Source organism: Rhizobium sp. USDA 4016 (genome assembly GCF_056279705.1).
Genome location: NZ_JBWCCY010000002.1, coordinates 502,271 through 520,321, shown reverse-complemented (window position 1 = coordinate 520,321; position 18,051 = coordinate 502,271). Strand labels below are relative to the sequence as shown.

The window sequence follows — 18,051 nt, the reverse complement described above, 5'->3', positions numbered from 1 at the left end:
CACATTGGGCCATCATAGCGAAACCCAGATGCGCGGGTTTTCGGTTGATTCTATTTTTACCCACCGGAGATCGGTTTGATCCCACCGGCGGATTGCATTGGTTCTATTATCAAGAACCAGATCGCCCTGGCTGGTACGAACGACGACTACCGCGTGCCCCTGACCATCGCCGGTAAATGCCACGGCAAGTCTGATCGCTCTTGAGGAGAACCCAGCGCGAATAAGCTCTTGGCGCTTCGTAACGGCATAGTCGTGGCAACTTCCGGCCGGACCGCCGATAATCCACTGTTCCTGACCGGGCGGATCCAAGAGGGGGCGGATTGCCCGGTTGATACGGAGGTTGATCTCAGAAATCTTGACTCGCATCTGCGGAGTGAGATCGATTTCCCGGGCGCCACCAATCGCCTTGCACTGATCTGGTGTCGCCATGCAAAACTTGACATGGGCGAACGGTGCAAGAGTGGCCGGCCCTTCGGCCAGGTAAGTAGCCCTTGGCACGGCCCCACGTGCAAGTGAGCCAGGACCGGCCGCGAAAGCGATGGAATTAGGCGTTACAGCAAAGGCTAGCGCCATCGCAGCCATTGCATGGAAATACTGCTTTGCTGATCTTTCCGGGTTTGGCATCGTCCGTCTCCTGTATTTTCTTGGGAGATCATGCCCGTTCCAAATTGAAACTCCGTGCTCAACTTATCTAAAATTGTCTGGAATAGCAAAATAGACTGTCTCGCATGTCAGACCTTTACTGCCGCTCGTCCGAACGCGCCAAGTGCAGTGAGCATGACCATTGTTTAAAAATGAGATCATTTAAAATTTAAACGTTCAGCTTAAGGCGACCCTCACGAACGCCGCGTATTGTTTCCCTCGACATCCGAAGACGGGGACAAGAGATGAAGAGAAAGCTTCTATACGCCGCCATTACGCTGACAGCCGTATCTTTTGCGCAGGAAAGCAACGCGCTTGGGCCTGCCAGCTTGGGCCGAAATTTCGGGCAAAGTGCCGTAGCGGTCGATTTGCGTTCGCCGGACACGGCAACCGAGGTTGGATTCATCCGTCCGATCCGGCCAACGCTTAGCTTCAACGCGGCACCGGTCACGGCAACGGATCCTGATGGGCGGATGATTGCGCCAGCCTCCCGGTTCTTCAGCGGAGCTATCGGCCAGATCGTTCAAATTGTTACTGAGGCTTTCTTTAAGCAACAACCGACTATCGGCACACGAATCTGATGATCGCCGCGGCTAAAACAGCTGAACGAGTGCCGTTGCTTGACGTCTTCCCAATAGGGCATTCGCAATTGACAGGATATTTTCCGGAAAACATTCCTCTGTTAGAGCAGATTATGTTTTTTGCTGTTTTGTGCGTTGCGAAATCTTCGTCGATTGTCTATGAAGTCTCATGGCGACTCTAGTCAGAACTTCTGCGTGGCTTGTGACTGCTGCGATAGTCTTTGTCACTGTATGCCCTATAGCTTGGCGGCCGGTTGATATTGCTTCGGTAAATTTTGATCGTGCCGCGGCGTTTGCGCTTCTTTCCTGTCTCTTTGTCATCGCTTACCCGAAACGCCTGATGGTCTGCGCCATCACGATTGTGGCGAGCGCCGGCCTCATTGAGCTTCTTCAATTCCTTTCGCCAACCCGGCATCCCCATTTCGATGATGCAGGGTTCAAAGCATCCGGTGCGCTAATCGGCTGCATCATTGCTACTGTTGCGAACCGTTTTTTCGCCAGGACTTCCCCCTTTCTCAGGCGCGTGACAGCGTCGAAAGTGCCGTTGCGATGCGACACGCCCTAGCTTTGGCCGCACGAAGTTTCAAAGTGCCCATGAAACGCCAAAGCCGTTAGTGTCTAACAGACCTGAGGCATTCCACGACCTATTAGCGCTTCGATCTGCCTGAAAGGAGTAGCATGGGTGGAGATACGTCAGTATCTCCAAATGGTAGTTTCCCTTCTCGACGAGTGTAGATTGCATTTATCGGAGGGTAATTCATGAAGATTGTCGTGTTCAATGTTAAGTTTAGCGAAAATCTTGGCGATGGACTTCTGTCAGACTGCATGAATTTACACTTGGCAACAGATGGCATTGACGTAGAGGTATTGGATCTTGCAGGCCGCGTCCGGGTTGGAACAAGTAGCCGCCGTGGACTCATTTTGGCTCTTTTGAAACGTCTTCCGCGCCTCGCCCGACAACAAGTGGTTCGATTTGGTTTACGAAAAACGCTCCATACATGCAGGGAACTTTGGGAAAGAAAGATTGCAGAAGCCGATGCCGTTGTCATTGGCGGCGGTAATCTCTTTCAGGACGATGATTTGAATTTTCCGCTTAAGGTCGGCGCAGTGATGGAAATAGTCGCCAGGCATCAAAAACCTCTGGCTGTGTTTTCTGTTGGTGTAACGGAACGATGGTCTCATTCGGCAAAAAGGCTATTCGGCCAGTTGAACCGTACGAAGTTGGTGCACTTCTCCGTCCGCGATGCTATCGCTCTACAGAACTGGCGAAAGCACTTTCCCTCCGGGCCGGTGCCGAAACTTTGCCCGGATCCTGGGCTGCTTGCGAAACATCTCCTCACTATGCCGGCTCTGCGGATCGATAATTCCGTCGGCATATGCGTTACGGCTCCGGCAATTCTGGGACGGCACGCAACACAAGCTGCTTCCTCGATCCCATTGATGGATATCGGCGCATATCGTGAGGTTATACGCCATCTAACGACTGCCGGTTTTAGTGTTTTGCTGTTTTCAAACGGCGCGCGCGAAGATCAGCGCTTCTTACGAGAGGTCTATAATGAATGCATCGCAGCAGGTGCTGCCTCGATATCTTCTCTGAGGCTTGCCCTGCGCCCTTACACCTCAGAAGACCTCTTAAATCTCATCCGCTCAAATAGCGTTATTATCGCCCACCGCCTTCATGCTTGCATTGCAGCCTACTCGCTCCAGATTCCACATCTGGGGCTCGGTTGGGACAGCAAGGTTGAGGGTTTCTTTGAGAGCGTAAACCGCCGCAGCTACTTCATAAATGGGCCGAACGTTCTTCCGCCGGATATCCTTCGTCTCGTGGCCAAGGCGAAGAGCGAAGGAATAGACCAACAAGACCACCGCACAAAGCTCGAAGAGGCTTTGCAAGGGCTCCTTGAGGCCCGCTCCGCGTTGATTGTTGATGGTCAGTCTCAAGTGACCAGCTTGGCAAGGCGCGCCTAGCGTCCCGCTTCGACGCCGTGGTCGGCTAGGTCCGGACCATTCTCGATGCGCTTTCCGGGGGTGATATGTACTCGCGCGCGATAGTCCAAATTCCAGAGATCGCGCTCGGCGAACTGCAACAACCGGATCGCCGATCCTTCTTGAACAATCGATCTGTTGCATTCCAATCAAAACCCTTCCACGCCCGACGCCCGTCATGCAGCGTCAGCCATAGTAGTGCCAGGACAGCGTCGTTGATCTTGTCCTCATCGATGTCCATGCCCCAATGATAATATGCCCGCGACGCAATATCGTACGGCCTTCAGCGTATGCGTACCGTTCTCCTGCGCCACCACAGAAAGGTGACCGAAAAACCGTTGATCACAACGGATACTCTAGGTAGGTTTTCTTGGACGTGGCATTACCATGTCGCAGCGACTGAACATACTGAAGCGGGAATAATGATTTCTAGGTCGCGGATAAGCTCTTTGCTTTTGAATTAGCGAAAACCTTGCGAAGGGACAGAGCGGGTTTCTCGATGTATCTCCACGACAGAGTTGCGAAGACGACAACGCCGATCAAGACAGCTGGTCCAAGCAAAGCAAGCTTAGCGTAGGTTGGAAAACCGACCAGATATGGCGCTGTTAGCCATATCATAGTCTGCGAAATGGGCCAGCCGTAGAGGTAGATCCCATAACTTAGATCATTTTCGACGAGCCTGTCGAACAGCGGAAATTTGCAAAAGCCTAGGTAGATCATGCAATAAGTTAGGAAAACACCACTTATTGGCGTTGCCACGTCGGTGATGATGCTTAGATAGTATGCCAGCGCCGCAAAGATAAACAAGCCAGGATGCAAATATATCCGATCAGCATTTACGTACGCGGCGGCACCCATAAAGAACAGAAGCACGATATACCAACTTGTAAAATGCGTTTGGTCAGCTCGGACCGAGTACGATTCATCATAAAATTGCAGGCCCATCCAGATTAACGTCACCATGAACGTGATGATCGTCAACTTTCGATGATGCTTCAGAAGACCGGTCGCCAAGATGGCCAACATAATCAAATAGCAATAGAATTCAGCCGGGAGCGTCCAAAGATTGCCGTTGACAATTCCTGGCCAAGGATTGTCGAGGAATACGCCCGGAAGCAAATAATATACGTGACCCACGATATTCCCGAAATAACGGTAGAGCTCTGGATCAGAAAAGTATGCCGCGATTGGCAAAACGGTCACGATCGGACCAATAACCAGGGCGGAAAGTGCAACTTCGACGCTTAAGGCCGGAAGGATACGCAGCGCTCGGTTTGTAAAAAAGACCCTAACGCTTTGTGACCGTAATGCGCTTCCCATGATGAGAAAGCCGCTCAGCGCGAAGAAAATCCCTACAAGCGAGTACAAACCCGGCCGAAGAAGCTCAACGACAAACGAACCGTAGGAATTTGCGGTTAGGATAGCACCTTTTGTGTATCCGCCGTCGGTAATAGAATTGGCTTTGCCGCCAATAATCATTACTCTTAAATGGTGGAAGAGAATCAATATTGATAGGGCATGCCTCAGAAAGTGAAACCCCGGACCGATGCCTTTGTTTTCCTCAATCGCGTCCTTAAGCAGCATATACTATGACCCTTCAATAGAAAATATCCAGAGCCTTACATTAACTCGATAACGAATTGAAGACGCCACAGTAGATAACGCCTAGAATAATGCGGGAAAGTGTGCGGATGTGAGCTTACCACGGAGCTTTTCATCCGACTGCGACACTCCTGTGCTCGCTATGACTACTAAGCAGCCGGCAACCTTCCGATGGCGACCGGCTCCCCATCCTCTGTCCGGCTGTCAAACGCCATCTCATCCGCAAGCTGCCGGATTCGGTTGAAATCCTCAGCCCCCTCGAAGAGGGCGCCCCCGAGCTTGAGCTTGAGGTCGAGTGGCGCCTCCTCGGTTTCGAAGGCAGCCTGCGAGACGCGCCTGCGGATACGTGCGCCGATGTCTTGAGCGTTTTCGGGGCTGGCGCCGGGCAGGAAAATGCCGAGTTCGTTTGAGGCGAGCCGGGCGACGAGGTCACCACTTCTGACCGAGCTTCTGATGATATCGGCAAGCGACAACATCACCGTGTCCGCCCATTGCGGGCCATAGCGGCGGCTGATCGTTTCAAGTGTCTCAACGACGACGGCGACCATGATGCCACCAGCGTCCGTCGCGATTTTCCGGCGACGGTCGGCATAGTTCTGCATTGCAGCTGCAAAGGCGGTGCCGGTGAGCGCGTTCGTCACCGGATCATGCCGGGCCGTATGGTCAACGTTCGCCTGCAGCGCCGCAAGTTCTGCATTTCGGAGCTGCAGAGCGAGGAGCAGCGGAAATGCAACAACAAGCGAAACGACGATGATGCTCATAAACCCGGCCAAAAATGGTTTATCCGGGAGAAGATTGTTTAAGACAAATAAAAGACCGAGCGACCCTGCCAGGCAGCACGACGCGCCGATCGCAGCAAGCAGCAAGGCGGATTTTACTATGGCGGGGGAGTAACGTTTGATAAAATGCATGGCGGTCAAATACTCGCTAGGGAAGAACCCAAAGCTACCCCACAGCGCAACAAATCCCGGTAAAAAAATCCCATAAAATTGTTGCTTTAGACGCGGAACCTCATCAGCTCTCTCCGCTGTGAGCTGTTGCGGGCAGTTGGTACGAAGATAGCTTAAGGAGACTTGCCTAGGCAACATCGCTGCCGCGAGCAATGATCTGGACTTGAGCGTTTTGCCCGGGTGTTGTCTTCGCGATCGCCTGCTTTTTGAGATCTGCCCTTCTTATCGTCCCGGCGATTTCGATCGATGTTCGATATCCGAGGGACCAGTTTATCATCGATCCGGCGAACCGAACGCTGTTGAGCCAAAAGGTCGCCGGCCTTGAGCGCTTCGGCTCCTTGGCGTATCAGTTCTCTCCATCGATCAAGCCCATGGGCGACGCCAGCGCTTTCTCCCTTTACGGCAACCGCCCCCGCGTCGATCAACCGTCCGACAAGGCGCAGGGCTGCCATCGAAACCTTCACCGTCTCCACCTAGGTCATGCTCGGCCCAAGGACATAGAGCACGGATTGGTGATTGGCGCCTTCCTCGTCTGCCGCGTTCCACGCTCTAGGTTCGACCCGATCCCAGCACACGGCGAATGACTGCTCCATACGATCATCCGGCTCGGCCTGAGAATAGTCCTCGTCGACGCTGAATCCCGTGGCGAAGTCGCGGATGCCTGCGATGCCGCACCGGACAAAGCCGCCAGGTTTCGATGCTTGCCCAGAAAAACAGAGAGTACGTGCCGGGCGTTGCGATCCACTTGCCTCGGCTTGCGTCATGGTCCCTGGTCAGACGAATCTGTGCCAGGCCAGACCTTCGCATGACAATTGTCGGAACGCCGGCGTACTTCGCGATGAATCCTAAACCGACGATGCCACAAGACCTCGCCTGCCATCGCTGCATCGACCTGCGCATGCTTAGCGACAGCGGGCTCAGCCAAAGCCGCAAGACCGGCTAGATGCTTCGCCGATTTCTTGCCCGCTGTTATTGCAACTCGGGTGCCATCATGGCTTTTCGACTTTGTAGCGAGTCCGACGGCGCCCGGTTTTAGGCGTCGCGCTCTCTCCACTCCCCCGCTGCTGCAAATACCGCGCTGGCATCGCTAACAGTTTCCACATGGGAATATGCCGCCTGCCCCGCGGCCGCGGCGTCCGCTCGCATGATCGCGGTCACGATCCGGCCGTGCTCCTCATAGGATTTCGCCAGACGCCCGGGCAGACGGAACTGCGCCCGCCGAAAAGGTGCGAGCCGCGCCCGCGTCTGGGTCACCATTTCGAAGACATGATCGTTATGCGCGCCGCGATAAAGCCGGGTGTGGAATTCGGTGTTGTGAGCCGAATATTCCTCTTGCGCGCCGGCATGCACCAGCCTCATCGATCCTCGATGCATCAACTCAAGCGCGCGCCGCTCATCGACCGTCATACGGTCAGCCGAAAGCCTGGCGCAGATCGCTTCGAGTTCCGCCATCGCCTCGAACATCGAATGCAGATAAATCTCGGTGACCTTGGTAACGACGGCACTGCGGTTTGGCTCGCGCACGACCAATCCCATGGCACCCAGCTCGCGCAAAGCCTCTCGCACCGGCGTGCGCGAAACGTCGAAACGAAGGGCGAGCGAGACCTCGTCCAACTTCGCGCCCGGCAGGATTTCACCTGTGACGATCATGTCGGAAATCGCCCGGACCATCTGCTCGACAGTCGTTCCGGTGCGGATCACCTCTTTGCGTCTAGCCTGCTTCACCATGCGAATCTACTTGCTCGAACACTCTGCATACAGATGCCGTTCGGGACTTCATAAGTCAAATTGCGCAGCAACATATTGTTAAATTTTCACTTTCTGGTCAGAAACCCGCATGTACCACCGGCACGTGGCGGCAACGCGGAGTCATAATGAACAATAAATACGTCGTGATTATTTCTTATGCAAACATGCGATCAATCTGTATGCACTTTGCATAACGCAGTTCTTCGCATCAATAGGAACGTATAAAAATCAGTGAATTAATTTCTGGCACGCACATTGCATGCACTTTTCTGTACTCGTTCGCAACCGGCCCAGCGCCGCAAGGAGCATCGCGATGACCAAACTCCTTTCCATGAACCGCCGCAGTTTCCTCCAGGCTTCCGCTGCCAGTGCGCTCGCCGGCGCCATGCCGGGCCTGATGAACTCCTCCGCCGCAGCCCAAACCGCTCTTACCGTCGGTTTCATCTATGTCGGCCCCAAGGACGACTACGGCTACAACCAGGCCCATGCGGAAGGCGCCGCCGTCATCAAGGCAATGCCGGGCGTGACGCTGGTCGAAGAAGAGAACGTTCCGGAGACCGTCGACGTCCAGAAGACGATGGAATCCATGACTAACCTGGACGGCGCGACCCTGCTCTTCCCGACCTCCTTCGGCTACTTCGATCCCCACATGCTGGCCATGGCGGCTAAATATCCCGATATCCAGTTCCGCCACTGCGGCGGCCTGTGGCAGGAAGGCAAACACCCGGCCAACACCGGCTCCTATTTCGGCTATATCTTCCAGGGCCAGTATCTGAACGGCATCGCCGCCGGCTATGCGACAAAAAGCAAAAAGATCGGCTTCATCGCCGCAAAGCCGATCCCGCAGGTTCTGCAGAATATCAACGCCTTCCTGCTTGGGGCGCGCACAGTCGATCCGACCATCACCTGCCAGGTGATATTCACCGGTGAATGGTCGCTCGCCGTCAAGGAAGCCGAAGCCACCAACGCGCTGGTCGACCAGGGCGCCGATGTCATCACCTGCCACGTCGACAGCCCGAAGGTCGTCGTAGAGACCGGCTCCGGCCGAGGCGCCTTCATCTGCGGTTATCACGCCAATCAAAGCCCGCTCGCCCCCGAAAAATATCTCACCGGCGCTGAATGGGCCTGGGGCAACGTCTACAGCGACTTCGTCAAAAAGGCGCAGGCCGGCGAAAAGCTCGGCAACTTCGTGCGCGGCGGCCTGAAGGACGGCTTCGTGAAGATGAGCGCGCTCGGCCCCGGCGTGTCCGAGGCGGGCCGCAAGGCTTTCGAAGCCACGCAGGCGGACATGATGAAGGGTGGCTTCTCGGTCTTCAAGGGACCATTGAAGGACAACAAGGGCGATACCGTCGTGGCTGCCGACGAGAGCTACGCCGAAGACGCGATCGAGCTCGAAAGCATGAATTACCTGGTCGAGGGCGTCGTCGGGTCCACAGCGTAAACCGCGAAGGGAGAAGCGCCATGACCATCGAGGCCAATGATCCCGCAATATCCATCGCCTCAGAAAAACCGGCTTCGCTGCGCCCCGTCCTCGAATGGATCGCGCGGCGAGCCGAGCCGATCGTCATCGGTCTTGCGGCCATCCTGATCGGACTTGCGCTCTTCTCCCTCTTCATCCTGATGGTCGGCAAGTCGCCGGCCACCCTCTTCCAACTGATGTATACCGGCGGCTTCGGCAGCTGGTTTTCGGTGCAGAACAGCCTCAGCCGCGCCGCACCCCTTCTCCTGACGGCGCTCTGCGTCGCCCTGCCCGCCCGCCTCGGCCTCGTCATCATCGGCGGGGAAGGAGCGGTCGTGCTGGGCGGCGTTGCTGCCGCGGCCATGGCTCTGCCGCTCGCCGGCGCCGCGCCTGTTTTCCTCAGCCTCATTCTGATGGCGATCGCTGCCATGGTGGTTGGCGGTATCTGGATCGGCCTTGCCGGTTTCCTGCGCCACTACCGCGGCGTCAACGAGACTATCTCGTCGCTCTTGCTCTCCTATATCGCTATCGCCCTGATGAACCAGTTCGTCGAAGGGCTGCTGCGCGATCCCGCAAGCCTCAACAAGCCGTCGACCAAGCCGCTGCCGGCGGAATACATGCTCGGCAATATTCCCGGCATGGATGTGCACTGGGGTCTGGTCGTCGGCATCCTCGCCTGCATCGTCTCCTGGATCGTGATCGAGGCGACCAGCTACGGATTTGCGGCCCGCATCGCCGGCGGCAACGTGCGCGCCGCGCAGATCCAGGGCTTGGCGGTCGGCAAGCTGATCGTCGGATTTACCGCGCTGGCCGGCGGTTTCGCCGGTCTGGCGGGCATGATCGAAGTGGCGGCGGTACAGGGAAGTGCCAACGCCTCGCTGGCGGCCGGCTACGGCTATACCGGCATCCTCGTCGCCTTCCTCGCCCGCCACAACCCGCTGGCGATCATCCCCGTCGCCATCCTGCTCGGCGGCATTGATGCTTCGGGTGGCCTCATCCAGCGGCGCATGGGTCTGCCGGATGCGACGGTTCTGGTGCTGCAGGGGACGCTCTTCATCGTCATTCTCTTCTGCGAGACCTTCTACGGACGGTTCAAGGTCTTCAATCCCGATCTTTGGAAGAGGAGCCGGTGATGGAGGAAACAGCGATCGGCATCTGGGGCGTTCCACTGGCGATCTTCGCCGGCGCCATCCGTGTCTCGACCCCGTTCATCTTTGTCAGCCTCGGCGAGACGATTACCGAACGCTCCGGGCGTATCAACCTGGGGCTCGAAGGGACCCTCGTCTTCGGCGCCATGACGGCCTATGCGGTGGCGGTGATCACCGGTTCGCCGACCCTCGGCGTGCTCGCCGCCATGGTGGCAGGCGCGATCTTCGGGCTGATCCATGGCTGGATCTGCAAGTTCCCCAAGGTCAACGACATCGCCATCGGCATCGCCATGATGCAGTTCGGGCTCGGGCTCGCCTTCTTCCTCGGAAAGTCCTTCATACAGCCGGTGGCGCCGAAACTGCCCTCGATTCCGCTCGGCGGCTGGGCAACCTCTCCGCAGATCCAGGCTGCACTCAACATCAATGTGCTGTTCTTCCTCGGCGCAGCGCTGGCACTCTTCCTCTTCTGGGGGTTCAAGAACACCCGCATCGGCCTGATCCTGCGCGTCGTCGGCGACAGCACAGACGCGGCCCGGGCCATGGGCATCCACCCGGACCGGGTTCGCTTGCTGGCGACGGCAGCCGGCGGCTCACTGGCGGCGATCGGCGGCGCCTATCTCTCGCTCTTCTATCCCGGCTCGTGGAACGAAGGCATCTCGTCGGGCCAGGGCCTGATGGCGGTCGCACTGGTCATTTTTGCGCGCTGGAACCCGATCGGCTGCTTCCTGGCCGCGCTTCTTTTCGGCGGTGCCGGCGCGCTCGGCCCGGCGCTGCAATCGGTCGGCGTCACACAAGGCTACTACCTCTTCTACGCCGCGCCTTACGTGCTCACCCTCATCATCCTGATCGCAACATCCTCGCCCACCCGCTCGCTCGCCGGTGCGCCGGGTGCGCTGTCGCTCACGAAATAACGGAGCTTTCCGATGAACGGACTTGGCGGTCTCAACAAATCCGAACACGGCGTCGGCATCGGCCTCGTGCAACTTCAGTTGCCGGTGACGGTCACCAAGGCCGATCTTGCGCGCCAGACGCAAGTGATCGTCGATCTGGTCGCCAAGGCGCGGCGCAACCAGCCTGGCATGGATCTGGTCGTCTTTCCCGAATACGCCCTGCACGGCCTCTCCATGGACATCAATCCGGAGATTATGTGCACGCTCGACGGGCCGGAGGTCGCGGCTTTCAAGCAGGCCTGCAGGGACAACGCAATCTGGGGATGCTTCTCGATCATGGAGCTCAATCCGGGTGGCATGCCCTACAATTCCGGCATCGTCATCGACGACGAGGGCGAGCTGAAGCTCTATTACCGCAAGATGCATCCCTGGGTACCGGTTGAGCCTTGGGAGCCCGGTAATTTCGGCATTCCCGTCATCGCTGGCCCGAAAGGTGCCAAGTTCGCGCTCATCATCTGCCATGACGGCATGTTCCCGGAGATGGCGCGCGAATGCGCCTACAAGGGCGCCGAAATCATGATCCGCACGGCCGGCTATACGGCGCCGATCCGCGAAGCCTGGCGCTTTACCAATCAGGCCAACGCCTTCTGCAACCTGATGGTCACCGCGAATGTCTGCATGTGCGGCTCGGACGGCACGTTCGATTCCATGGGCGAAGGCATGATCTGCAATTTCGACGGCACGATCATCGCCCATGGAACCTCCAGCCGGCCCAACGAGATCATCACCGCCGAGGTGCGTCCTGACCTAGTGCGGGAGGCCCGGCTCGGCTGGGGCGTGGAGAACAACATCTACCAGTTCGGCCATCGCGGCTATGTCGCCGTCGCCGGCGGCGCACAGGATGCGCCCTACACCTATATGCACGACCTCGTCGCCGGGAAATACCGCCTGCCGTGGGAAGACGAAATAAAGGTCAAGGACGGCACGTCCTGCGGATTTGACAAGCCGATGCGCCGGTACGGCGAACCCCTCAAACCTGCCGCGGAATAGGAGAGAGATTGATGGACGCGATGGTCGAAACCAAAGGGCATTTTGTCGACGCCGATCCGTATCCGTGGCCCTATAACGGCGCTCTGAGGCCGGACAATACCGCCCTCATCATCATCGACATGCAGACGGATTTCTGCGGCAAGGGCGGCTATGTCGACCACATGGGCTACGACCTGTCGCTGGTGCAGGCGCCGATCGAACCCATCAAACACGTGCTTGCGGCCATGCGGGCCAAGGGCTACCACATCATCCACACCCGCGAGGGCCATCGTCCCGACCTCGCCGATCTGCCGGCCAACAAACGTTGGCGCTCACAGCGGATCGGCGCCGGCATCGGGGATCCCGGCCCCTGCGGCCGCATTCTGACGCGTGGCGAACCCGGCTGGGACATCATCCCCGAACTCTACCCGATCGAAGGCGAGACGATCATCGACAAGCCCGGCAAGGGCTCGTTCTGCGCCACCGACCTCGAACTCATCCTCAATCAGAAGCGCATCGAGAACATTATCCTCACCGGAATCACCACCGATGTCTGCGTCTCGACGACGATGCGCGAGGCGAACGATCGCGGCTACGAATGCTTGCTTCTGGAGGACTGCTGCGGTGCGACCGACTACGGAAACCACCTCGCCGCCATCAAGATGGTGAAAATGCAAGGTGGCGTCTTCGGCTCCGTCTCCAATTCTGAAACGTTTGTGAGCCAGCTGCCATGAGCACCGTTCGCGACACGCCCCTCCCCAAGGCCGGCAAAGCGGTCGGCATCGATACGCTCGGCATGACCATGCGCTTCGGCTCGTTCACCGCGCTCGACAACGTCTCGATCGCCGTTCCCGCCGGCTCATTTCACGCGCTTCTTGGCGAAAACGGCGCCGGCAAGTCGACGCTCGTCAAATGCATCATGGGCTTCTATCACGCGACATCCGGCTCGCTGTCGGTCGACGGCCACGAGGTGGCAATCGCCTCACCCAGGGATGCCGCGACCTATGGGCTCGGCATGGTCTACCAGCATTTCACACTGGTTCCGTCTCTGACCGGCGCTGAAAACCTGGTGATCAGCCGTACCGAAGTACCTGGGGTGATCAACTGGGCCCGCGAACGCAAGGATCTGGCGGCCTTCATGGAACGCATACCGTTCAAAATCCCACTCGACAGGCCGGTGAGCGAGCTTGCCGCCGGCGAAAAACAGAAGCTCGAAATCGTCAAGCAGCTCTATCTCGGCCGCTCCTTCCTCGTACTCGACGAGCCGACCTCCGTGCTGACCCCCGCCGAAGCCGATGAGATGCTCGGCATCGTGCGCGGCATGACCGAACGCGGCGAGCTCACCGTGCTGATGATTTCCCACAAATTCCACGAGGTGACGAAATTCGCCGACGCTTGCTCGATCCTGCGTCGCGGCAAGCTGGTCGGCACCGGCAAGGTAGGCGAGCTCTCCACCGCCGAGATGGCGGCGATGATGATCGGCGACGTCAAGCTCGCCGAGCTCGACAGCCGTCTGCCGGTGGCGGAAGCGGCAAGACCCGTGCTGACTGTAAGCCAGGTGAAAGCCGCGGACCGGTCCGGCCTGAAGACGATCGAAATCGACGAGCTTATGGTCCGCTCCGGCGAGATTGTCGGCATTGCAGGCATTTCCGGCAACGGCCAGAAGGAGCTGACAGAAATTCTCGCTGGCCAGCGCCCGACCGATACCGGCCAGGTCATAGTCAATGGCGAGGCTTACGGCGCCACCCGCGAGGAGACCCGCAAGAACAAGGTGCGTTTCATCCCCGAAGAGCCGTTGCAGAACGCGTGCGCGCCTAAAATGACCGTCAGCGAGAACCTTGCCTTCCGCACCTTCGACTTGAAGCCGGACGGCAAGGACGCGATCTGGCTGAACAGGAGCAGCATGAAGAAGCGTGCGTCGGCGCTGATCTCAGATTTCAAGGTCAAGACGGCCTCTTCCTCCTCGCCGATCGCAGCACTTTCGGGCGGCAACGTGCAGCGTGCGGTGCTCGCCCGGGAACTGACTGGCGATGTCGATCTGCTGATCGTCTCGAATCCCTGTTTCGGCCTTGATTTCTCGGCCGTCGCCGAAATCCGCGCCCGCATCATGAAGGCTCGCAATGCCGGAGCCGCGGTCCTTCTTCTTTCGGAGGATCTCGATGAGCTCCTCGAGATGTCGGACCGCATCATGGTGATCTCGGAGGGCAAACTCGTCTACGAGACGCCGGCGCGTTCCGCCGATATCGGCGTCATCGGCGCGCATATGGCAGGGCATCACTGATGGTCGCAATCAAGGCAGAACCCTTTCCCTTTGCCGTGAAGCCCGGCGCGCTGGCGCTGATCGTCATCGACATGCAGCGCGATTTCGCCGAGCCCGGCGGCTTCGGTGCAAGCCTCGGCAACGACGTTAGCCGCATCACCAGGATCGTGCCTGATGTCAAGCGCCTCATCCAGGGCTTCCGCGCTGCCGGCCTGCCGGTCATCCATACGATGGAATGCCACCGGCCGGACCTCTCCGACCTGCCGCCGGCCAAACGCGACCGAGGCAGTCCTTCGCTTAAGATCGGTGACGAAGGCCCGATGGGCCGCATCCTGATCTCGGGCGAACCCGGCACGGCAATTCTTCCGGAAGTGGCACCCATCGACGGGGAAGTGGTGATTGAAAAGCCCGGCAAGGGCGCCTTCTATGCCACCGAGCTCGGCGACGTGCTGAAGGAAGGCGGCATCAAGCAGCTCGTGTTTGCTGGCGTCACGACGGAAGTCTGCGTCCAGACGACCATGCGCGAGGCAAACGACCGTGGCTATGAATGTCTGCTGGCCGAGGAGGCGACGGAGAGCTATTTTCCCGAATTCAAGGCCGCGGCAATGGCGATGATCCGCGCCCAGGGCGCGATCGTCGGCTGGACTGCCCATGTCGACGACATTCTGGAAAGCATCGCCCATGCCTGAAACGACCCGCGAACTTCTCACATCGGGTGGGTGGAAGGATTTGGAATTCGTCCGCTTCCGCGATGAAGTCACCATTCACTGGATTAGACCTTTCCAAGGCGACCAGCCGGGCGTGGCTCTCCTGAAATACGAGGCAGGCGCCTCTGTACCGCGCCACCGGCATGAGGGGCTTGAAACCATCCTGGTGCTCGACGGGGTACAATCCGACGAGACCGGCGATTACGGCCGCGGCAGCTATATCGTCAACGCGCCGGACACCGAACACTCCGTCTGGAGCGAGACTGGCTGCGTCGTGCTGATCCAATGGGATCGGCCCGTAAGAATACTGGAAGAGGAAAGGGTATGAACGCGACGACACCGGCCTTCGATATCACCTCGCTGCACGCGTTCTACGGGGATGGGGGCAGTGTCGCCGACGTTGTCGAAGCGGCGTTTGCCCGCATCATCGAAGTTAGCGATCCCGGCATCTTCATTCACCTGGCCGAAAAGTCTACCGTTTTGGCCGAGGCGGCGAAACTCGGAGCGTTCGATCCGGCAAAACCGCTTTTCGGCATTCCTTTCGCCGTGAAGGATAATATCGACGTTGCCGGCATGCCGACCACCGCCGCCTGCCCGGACTATGCCTACCTGCCGGAAAAGGACGCGACCGTCGTCCGCCTACTGAAAGAGGCCGGCGCTCTGGTGATCGGCAAGACCAACCTCGACCAGTTCGCGACCGGCCTCGTCGGCGTCCGCTCGCCCTACCCGATCCCGCGGAACGCTATCGATCCCAAGCTGGTGCCTGGCGGTTCATCCTCCGGTTCGGCAGTGGCGACCGCCCAAGGCATCGTCAGCTTTGCGCTCGGCACGGATACGGCCGGCTCGGGCCGTATCCCCGCCGGGCTCAACAATATCGTCGGCCTGAAGCCAAGTGTTGGCGCGTTTTCCACGACCGGCGTCATTCCCGCCTGCCGCACGCTGGACTGCGTTTCGGTCTTCGCGCTCACGGTCGATGACGCCTGGAAAGTGTTTTCCGTCGCCGCAAAATATGACGAGACGGATCCCTATTCGAAATCCGTTCCCGCACCAGGATTAGGCTCGGCCCAGCCGGTGCTCACGATAGGAGTGCCGTCTAGAGCCGATCTCGAGTTCTTCGGCGACACCGTGATGGAGGCTGCCTATTTCGATGCGCTATCCATGCTCGAAGAACTCGGCCACAATCTGGTCGAAGTGCCGTTCGGCAATTTCTATAAGGTCGCCAATCTGCTCTACGAAGGCGCTTGGGTGGCCGAACGCTACGCAGCGATCAAGCCCTTTTTCGACGATATGGAGCAGAGCCTCTATCCGGTGACGCGCCAGATTTACACTGCCGCCAAGTCGCTGTCGGCCGCCGACGCCTTTAACGGCTTTTATGCGCTGCAAGCCTTGAAGAAAGAGGTCGCGCCGCTCATCGCTTCCGTCGATCTGTTCTGCGTGCCCACCGCCCCAACCCATTATACTGTGGGCGATCTGGAGGTGGAGCCGCTCCGGGAGAACGCGCGCCTCGGCACCTATACGAACTTTGTCAACCTGCTCAACATGTGCGGCATCGCCGTGCCGACAGGCAGACGCTCTGATGGCCTGCCGGCGAGCGTGACGCTGCTTGCCGCGTCGGGCCGGGACGGGCTGACGGCAACGCTTGCCCGCGATCTCCATCAGGCAAGCGGCCTGACGCTCGGTGCGACGGGCTGGTCGCAGCCCCGGCTCAGTCCTTCCATTTTGGCGCCCGCGGATGAGGACCTGATCGATATCGTCGTCGTCGGCGCACATCTATCCGGCATGCCCCTGAACCATCAGCTGATCGATCTCGGTGGAAAATTCTCTCGCGCCGCACACACCTCTGGCGCCTACAGGCTATACGCGCTTCCCGGAACCGTGCCGCCCAAACCGGGCATGGTCGGCGTCGGCGAGGGAGAAGGCAGCGAAATCGAAGCGGAAGTCTGGAAGCTTTCACCTGCGGCTTTCGGGCGGTTCGTGGCGGCTATCCCTGCTCCCTTGAGCATCGGTACGGTCATGCTTTCGGACGGCACTTCGGCAAAGGGTTTTCTCGCCGAACCGCTCGCGCTTAAGGGAGCCTCGGACATAACGAACCATGGCGGCTGGCGAGCCTATCTCAGAAAGCTTTCGCCACCTCAGGGGATCAGCAACGCCGGTTAAGTAGCCGACCAAGCAAGAACATGCTGCTCCGCGTTGTTCCCTGCCATTCTCTCTAAGCAGATGTCCAAGGCGACCCGGCGAGCTGACGGGGCGTCAGTCAGATAGCCTTGAAAAAAGCATTCCGGGAAGCAGGTCAAAGGCGTGTTGTTCTCTTCCACCTGAGCGACGACATTAACCGCATACTCGGTCGTGGCTTCGATCTGGTCTCGGAACTCAGGCATTTGGGCCGCAGCAATCCGTACGGTCGTCGTGATGATTGGCCTCGACCAATGTCCGGTTCAAAGGTGATGCGTGCATAGTCCGATTGTGGCGACGCACTCCGGAAAAGGAAGATACATGCCGCTCTTGGTTCTGACCGGCGCGTCCGGTGCAGGAAAAACGACGATAGCCGAGGCAATCGAAATCAGACATGGCGAGAAGATCGATGTCTTCTACAAGGATCGGATCGGCGTGCCATCTGTGGACGAGATGGTCAGCAAATTTGGGTCGGTGGAAAGCTGGCAGAAGGCAGCGACTTTTGAGTGGATGTCGCGGTTGGCAGAACCGGTGGCGCAAGGTCGCAGCGTGCTGTTCGAAGGTCAATCGCGCCTTTCGTTCGTCGCGGAGGCTGCAGCACATGCTGGTATCGTGGCGTACTCGACGATCCTTGTGGATTGCGACGATGAAACGAGGATCAGACGTCTTTCATTTGATCGCGGGCAGCCTGAACTGGGCGATGATAACATGGTGAATTGGGCTCGCTTTCTGCGAAGGGAAACAACCGCCTCTGCGTGCGAGATTCTCGATACATCGCGTCTAACCCTTGAGGAGGGAATTTCCTATGTCCTGGATCGTCTTTGAAGAGCCTGTATAGGGGAACGCCAACGACGCCCCCCGAGCGCTCGTTTCAGG

At 58.4% G+C, this 18,051-nt stretch carries 16 protein-coding genes and 1 pseudogene; 12 read left to right on the top strand and 5 right to left on the bottom strand.

The genetic code is table 11. The annotated features are described in order from the left end of the window. Window positions 1–12 precede the first annotated feature (12 nt). A complete protein-coding gene (locus tag ACZ9DP_RS03425; protein ID WP_476200255.1) occupies window positions 13–624 on the bottom strand; it encodes a transglutaminase-like cysteine peptidase in 612 nt (203 codons plus the stop codon). A 263-nt stretch (window positions 625–887) separates the two neighbouring features. On the opposite strand from ACZ9DP_RS03425, the gene ACZ9DP_RS03420 reads away from it, so the two are divergent. Both ACZ9DP_RS03420 and ACZ9DP_RS03415 read left to right on the top strand, forming a co-directional pair. Then, window positions 888–1,223, top strand: coding sequence for a hypothetical protein (locus ACZ9DP_RS03420; RefSeq protein WP_476200253.1), 336 nt, complete (start codon window positions 888–890; stop codon window positions 1,221–1,223). Between the two features lie 759 nt (window positions 1,224–1,982). Then, window positions 1,983–3,191: a polysaccharide pyruvyl transferase family protein gene (locus ACZ9DP_RS03415; RefSeq protein ID WP_476200252.1), complete on the top strand. Its 1,209-nt coding sequence runs from the start codon at window positions 1,983–1,985 to the stop codon at window positions 3,189–3,191. Window positions 3,192–3,327: 136 nt separating this feature from the next. On the opposite strand, the pseudogene ACZ9DP_RS03410 reads toward ACZ9DP_RS03415, so the two are convergent. The 4 genes and pseudogenes from ACZ9DP_RS03410 to ACZ9DP_RS03395 all read right to left on the bottom strand — a co-directional run. Beyond that, window positions 3,328–3,450, bottom strand: a pseudogene (locus ACZ9DP_RS03410) (DUF6429 family protein); the annotation flags it as partial. Window positions 3,451–3,638: 188 nt separating this feature from the next. Further along, a complete protein-coding gene (locus ACZ9DP_RS03405) occupies window positions 3,639–4,793 on the bottom strand; it encodes an acyltransferase family protein (protein WP_476200250.1) in 1,155 nt (384 codons plus the stop codon). A gap of 167 nt (window positions 4,794–4,960) precedes the next feature. After that, window positions 4,961–5,914 (bottom strand): GGDEF domain-containing protein, encoded by a 954-nt coding sequence (locus ACZ9DP_RS03400; RefSeq protein ID WP_476200248.1) that lies wholly within the window; start codon window positions 5,912–5,914, stop codon window positions 4,961–4,963. 879 nt (window positions 5,915–6,793) lie between these two features. Then, on the bottom strand, window positions 6,794–7,486 hold the full coding sequence (locus ACZ9DP_RS03395; protein ID WP_476202187.1) for a GntR family transcriptional regulator: 693 nt from the start codon (window positions 7,484–7,486) through the stop codon (window positions 6,794–6,796). A 337-nt stretch (window positions 7,487–7,823) separates the two neighbouring features. On the opposite strand from ACZ9DP_RS03395, the gene ACZ9DP_RS03390 reads away from it, so the two are divergent. From ACZ9DP_RS03390 to ACZ9DP_RS03345, 10 genes are all read left to right on the top strand, one after another. Continuing rightward, window positions 7,824–8,951, top strand: coding sequence for a BMP family ABC transporter substrate-binding protein (locus tag ACZ9DP_RS03390; RefSeq protein WP_476200246.1), 1,128 nt, complete (start codon window positions 7,824–7,826; stop codon window positions 8,949–8,951). Between the two features lie 20 nt (window positions 8,952–8,971). After that, the gene (locus tag ACZ9DP_RS03385; RefSeq protein WP_476200245.1) at window positions 8,972–10,102 is read left to right on the top strand and encodes an ABC transporter permease; all 1,131 of its coding nucleotides are present in this window, start codon (window positions 8,972–8,974) and stop codon (window positions 10,100–10,102) included. Continuing rightward, complete coding sequence (locus ACZ9DP_RS03380; RefSeq protein ID WP_372419406.1) at window positions 10,102–11,028, top strand: ABC transporter permease; 927 nt, start codon at window positions 10,102–10,104, stop codon at window positions 11,026–11,028. Before ACZ9DP_RS03385 ends, ACZ9DP_RS03380 begins: the two co-directional genes overlap by 1 nt. A 12-nt stretch (window positions 11,029–11,040) precedes the next feature. Further along, window positions 11,041–12,057, top strand: a complete 1,017-nt coding sequence (locus ACZ9DP_RS03375) for a formamidase (RefSeq protein ID WP_476200243.1) — start codon at window positions 11,041–11,043, stop codon at window positions 12,055–12,057. An 11-nt stretch (window positions 12,058–12,068) separates the two neighbouring features. Continuing rightward, complete coding sequence (gene biuH / locus ACZ9DP_RS03370; protein ID WP_476200242.1) at window positions 12,069–12,770, top strand: biuret amidohydrolase; 702 nt, start codon at window positions 12,069–12,071, stop codon at window positions 12,768–12,770. After that, window positions 12,767–14,317 carry an ABC transporter ATP-binding protein gene (locus tag ACZ9DP_RS03365; protein ID WP_476200240.1) on the top strand — a complete coding sequence of 517 codons (1,551 nt, stop codon included), beginning with the start codon at window positions 12,767–12,769 and terminating at the stop codon, window positions 14,315–14,317. Before biuH ends, ACZ9DP_RS03365 begins: the two co-directional genes overlap by 4 nt. After that, a complete protein-coding gene (locus ACZ9DP_RS03360) occupies window positions 14,317–14,985 on the top strand; it encodes a cysteine hydrolase family protein (protein WP_476200239.1) in 669 nt (222 codons plus the stop codon). The genes ACZ9DP_RS03365 and ACZ9DP_RS03360 overlap by 1 nt, the downstream gene beginning before the upstream one ends. Further along, window positions 14,978–15,331 carry a cupin domain-containing protein gene (locus tag ACZ9DP_RS03355; protein ID WP_194730473.1) on the top strand — a complete coding sequence of 118 codons (354 nt, stop codon included), beginning with the start codon at window positions 14,978–14,980 and terminating at the stop codon, window positions 15,329–15,331. The genes ACZ9DP_RS03360 and ACZ9DP_RS03355 overlap by 8 nt, the downstream gene beginning before the upstream one ends. Further along, complete coding sequence (gene atzF, locus ACZ9DP_RS03350) at window positions 15,328–17,160, top strand: allophanate hydrolase (protein ID WP_476200237.1); 1,833 nt, start codon at window positions 15,328–15,330, stop codon at window positions 17,158–17,160. The genes ACZ9DP_RS03355 and atzF overlap by 4 nt, the downstream gene beginning before the upstream one ends. A 336-nt stretch (window positions 17,161–17,496) precedes the next feature. Next, a complete protein-coding gene (locus ACZ9DP_RS03345) occupies window positions 17,497–18,000 on the top strand; it encodes an AAA family ATPase (protein WP_476200235.1) in 504 nt (167 codons plus the stop codon). Window positions 18,001–18,051: the final 51 nt, after the last annotated feature.

Bases quoted from the DNA above. Each gene is read 5' to 3' on its own strand.
- ACZ9DP_RS03380 (WP_372419406.1), top strand. From the start codon at position 10,102: ATGGAGGAAACAGCGATCGGCATCTGGGGCGTTCCACTGGCGATCTTC.
- ACZ9DP_RS03420 (WP_476200253.1), top strand. From the start codon at position 888: ATGAAGAGAAAGCTTCTATACGCCGCCATTACGCTGACAGCCGTATCT.
- biuH (WP_476200242.1), top strand. From the start codon at position 12,069: ATGGACGCGATGGTCGAAACCAAAGGGCATTTTGTCGACGCCGATCCG.
- ACZ9DP_RS03360 (WP_476200239.1), top strand. From the start codon at position 14,317: ATGGTCGCAATCAAGGCAGAACCCTTTCCCTTTGCCGTGAAGCCCGGC.
- atzF (WP_476200237.1), top strand. From the start codon at position 15,328: ATGAACGCGACGACACCGGCCTTCGATATCACCTCGCTGCACGCGTTC.
- ACZ9DP_RS03425 (WP_476200255.1), bottom strand. From the start codon at position 624: ATGCCAAACCCGGAAAGATCAGCAAAGCAGTATTTCCATGCAATGGCT.
- ACZ9DP_RS03390 (WP_476200246.1), top strand. From the start codon at position 7,824: ATGACCAAACTCCTTTCCATGAACCGCCGCAGTTTCCTCCAGGCTTCC.
- ACZ9DP_RS03385 (WP_476200245.1), top strand. From the start codon at position 8,972: ATGACCATCGAGGCCAATGATCCCGCAATATCCATCGCCTCAGAAAAA.
- ACZ9DP_RS03375 (WP_476200243.1), top strand. From the start codon at position 11,041: ATGAACGGACTTGGCGGTCTCAACAAATCCGAACACGGCGTCGGCATC.
- ACZ9DP_RS03405 (WP_476200250.1), bottom strand. From the start codon at position 4,793: ATGCTGCTTAAGGACGCGATTGAGGAAAACAAAGGCATCGGTCCGGGG.
- ACZ9DP_RS03415 (WP_476200252.1), top strand. From the start codon at position 1,983: ATGAAGATTGTCGTGTTCAATGTTAAGTTTAGCGAAAATCTTGGCGAT.
- ACZ9DP_RS03345 (WP_476200235.1), top strand. From the start codon at position 17,497: ATGCCGCTCTTGGTTCTGACCGGCGCGTCCGGTGCAGGAAAAACGACG.
- ACZ9DP_RS03365 (WP_476200240.1), top strand. From the start codon at position 12,767: ATGAGCACCGTTCGCGACACGCCCCTCCCCAAGGCCGGCAAAGCGGTC.
- ACZ9DP_RS03355 (WP_194730473.1), top strand. From the start codon at position 14,978: ATGCCTGAAACGACCCGCGAACTTCTCACATCGGGTGGGTGGAAGGAT.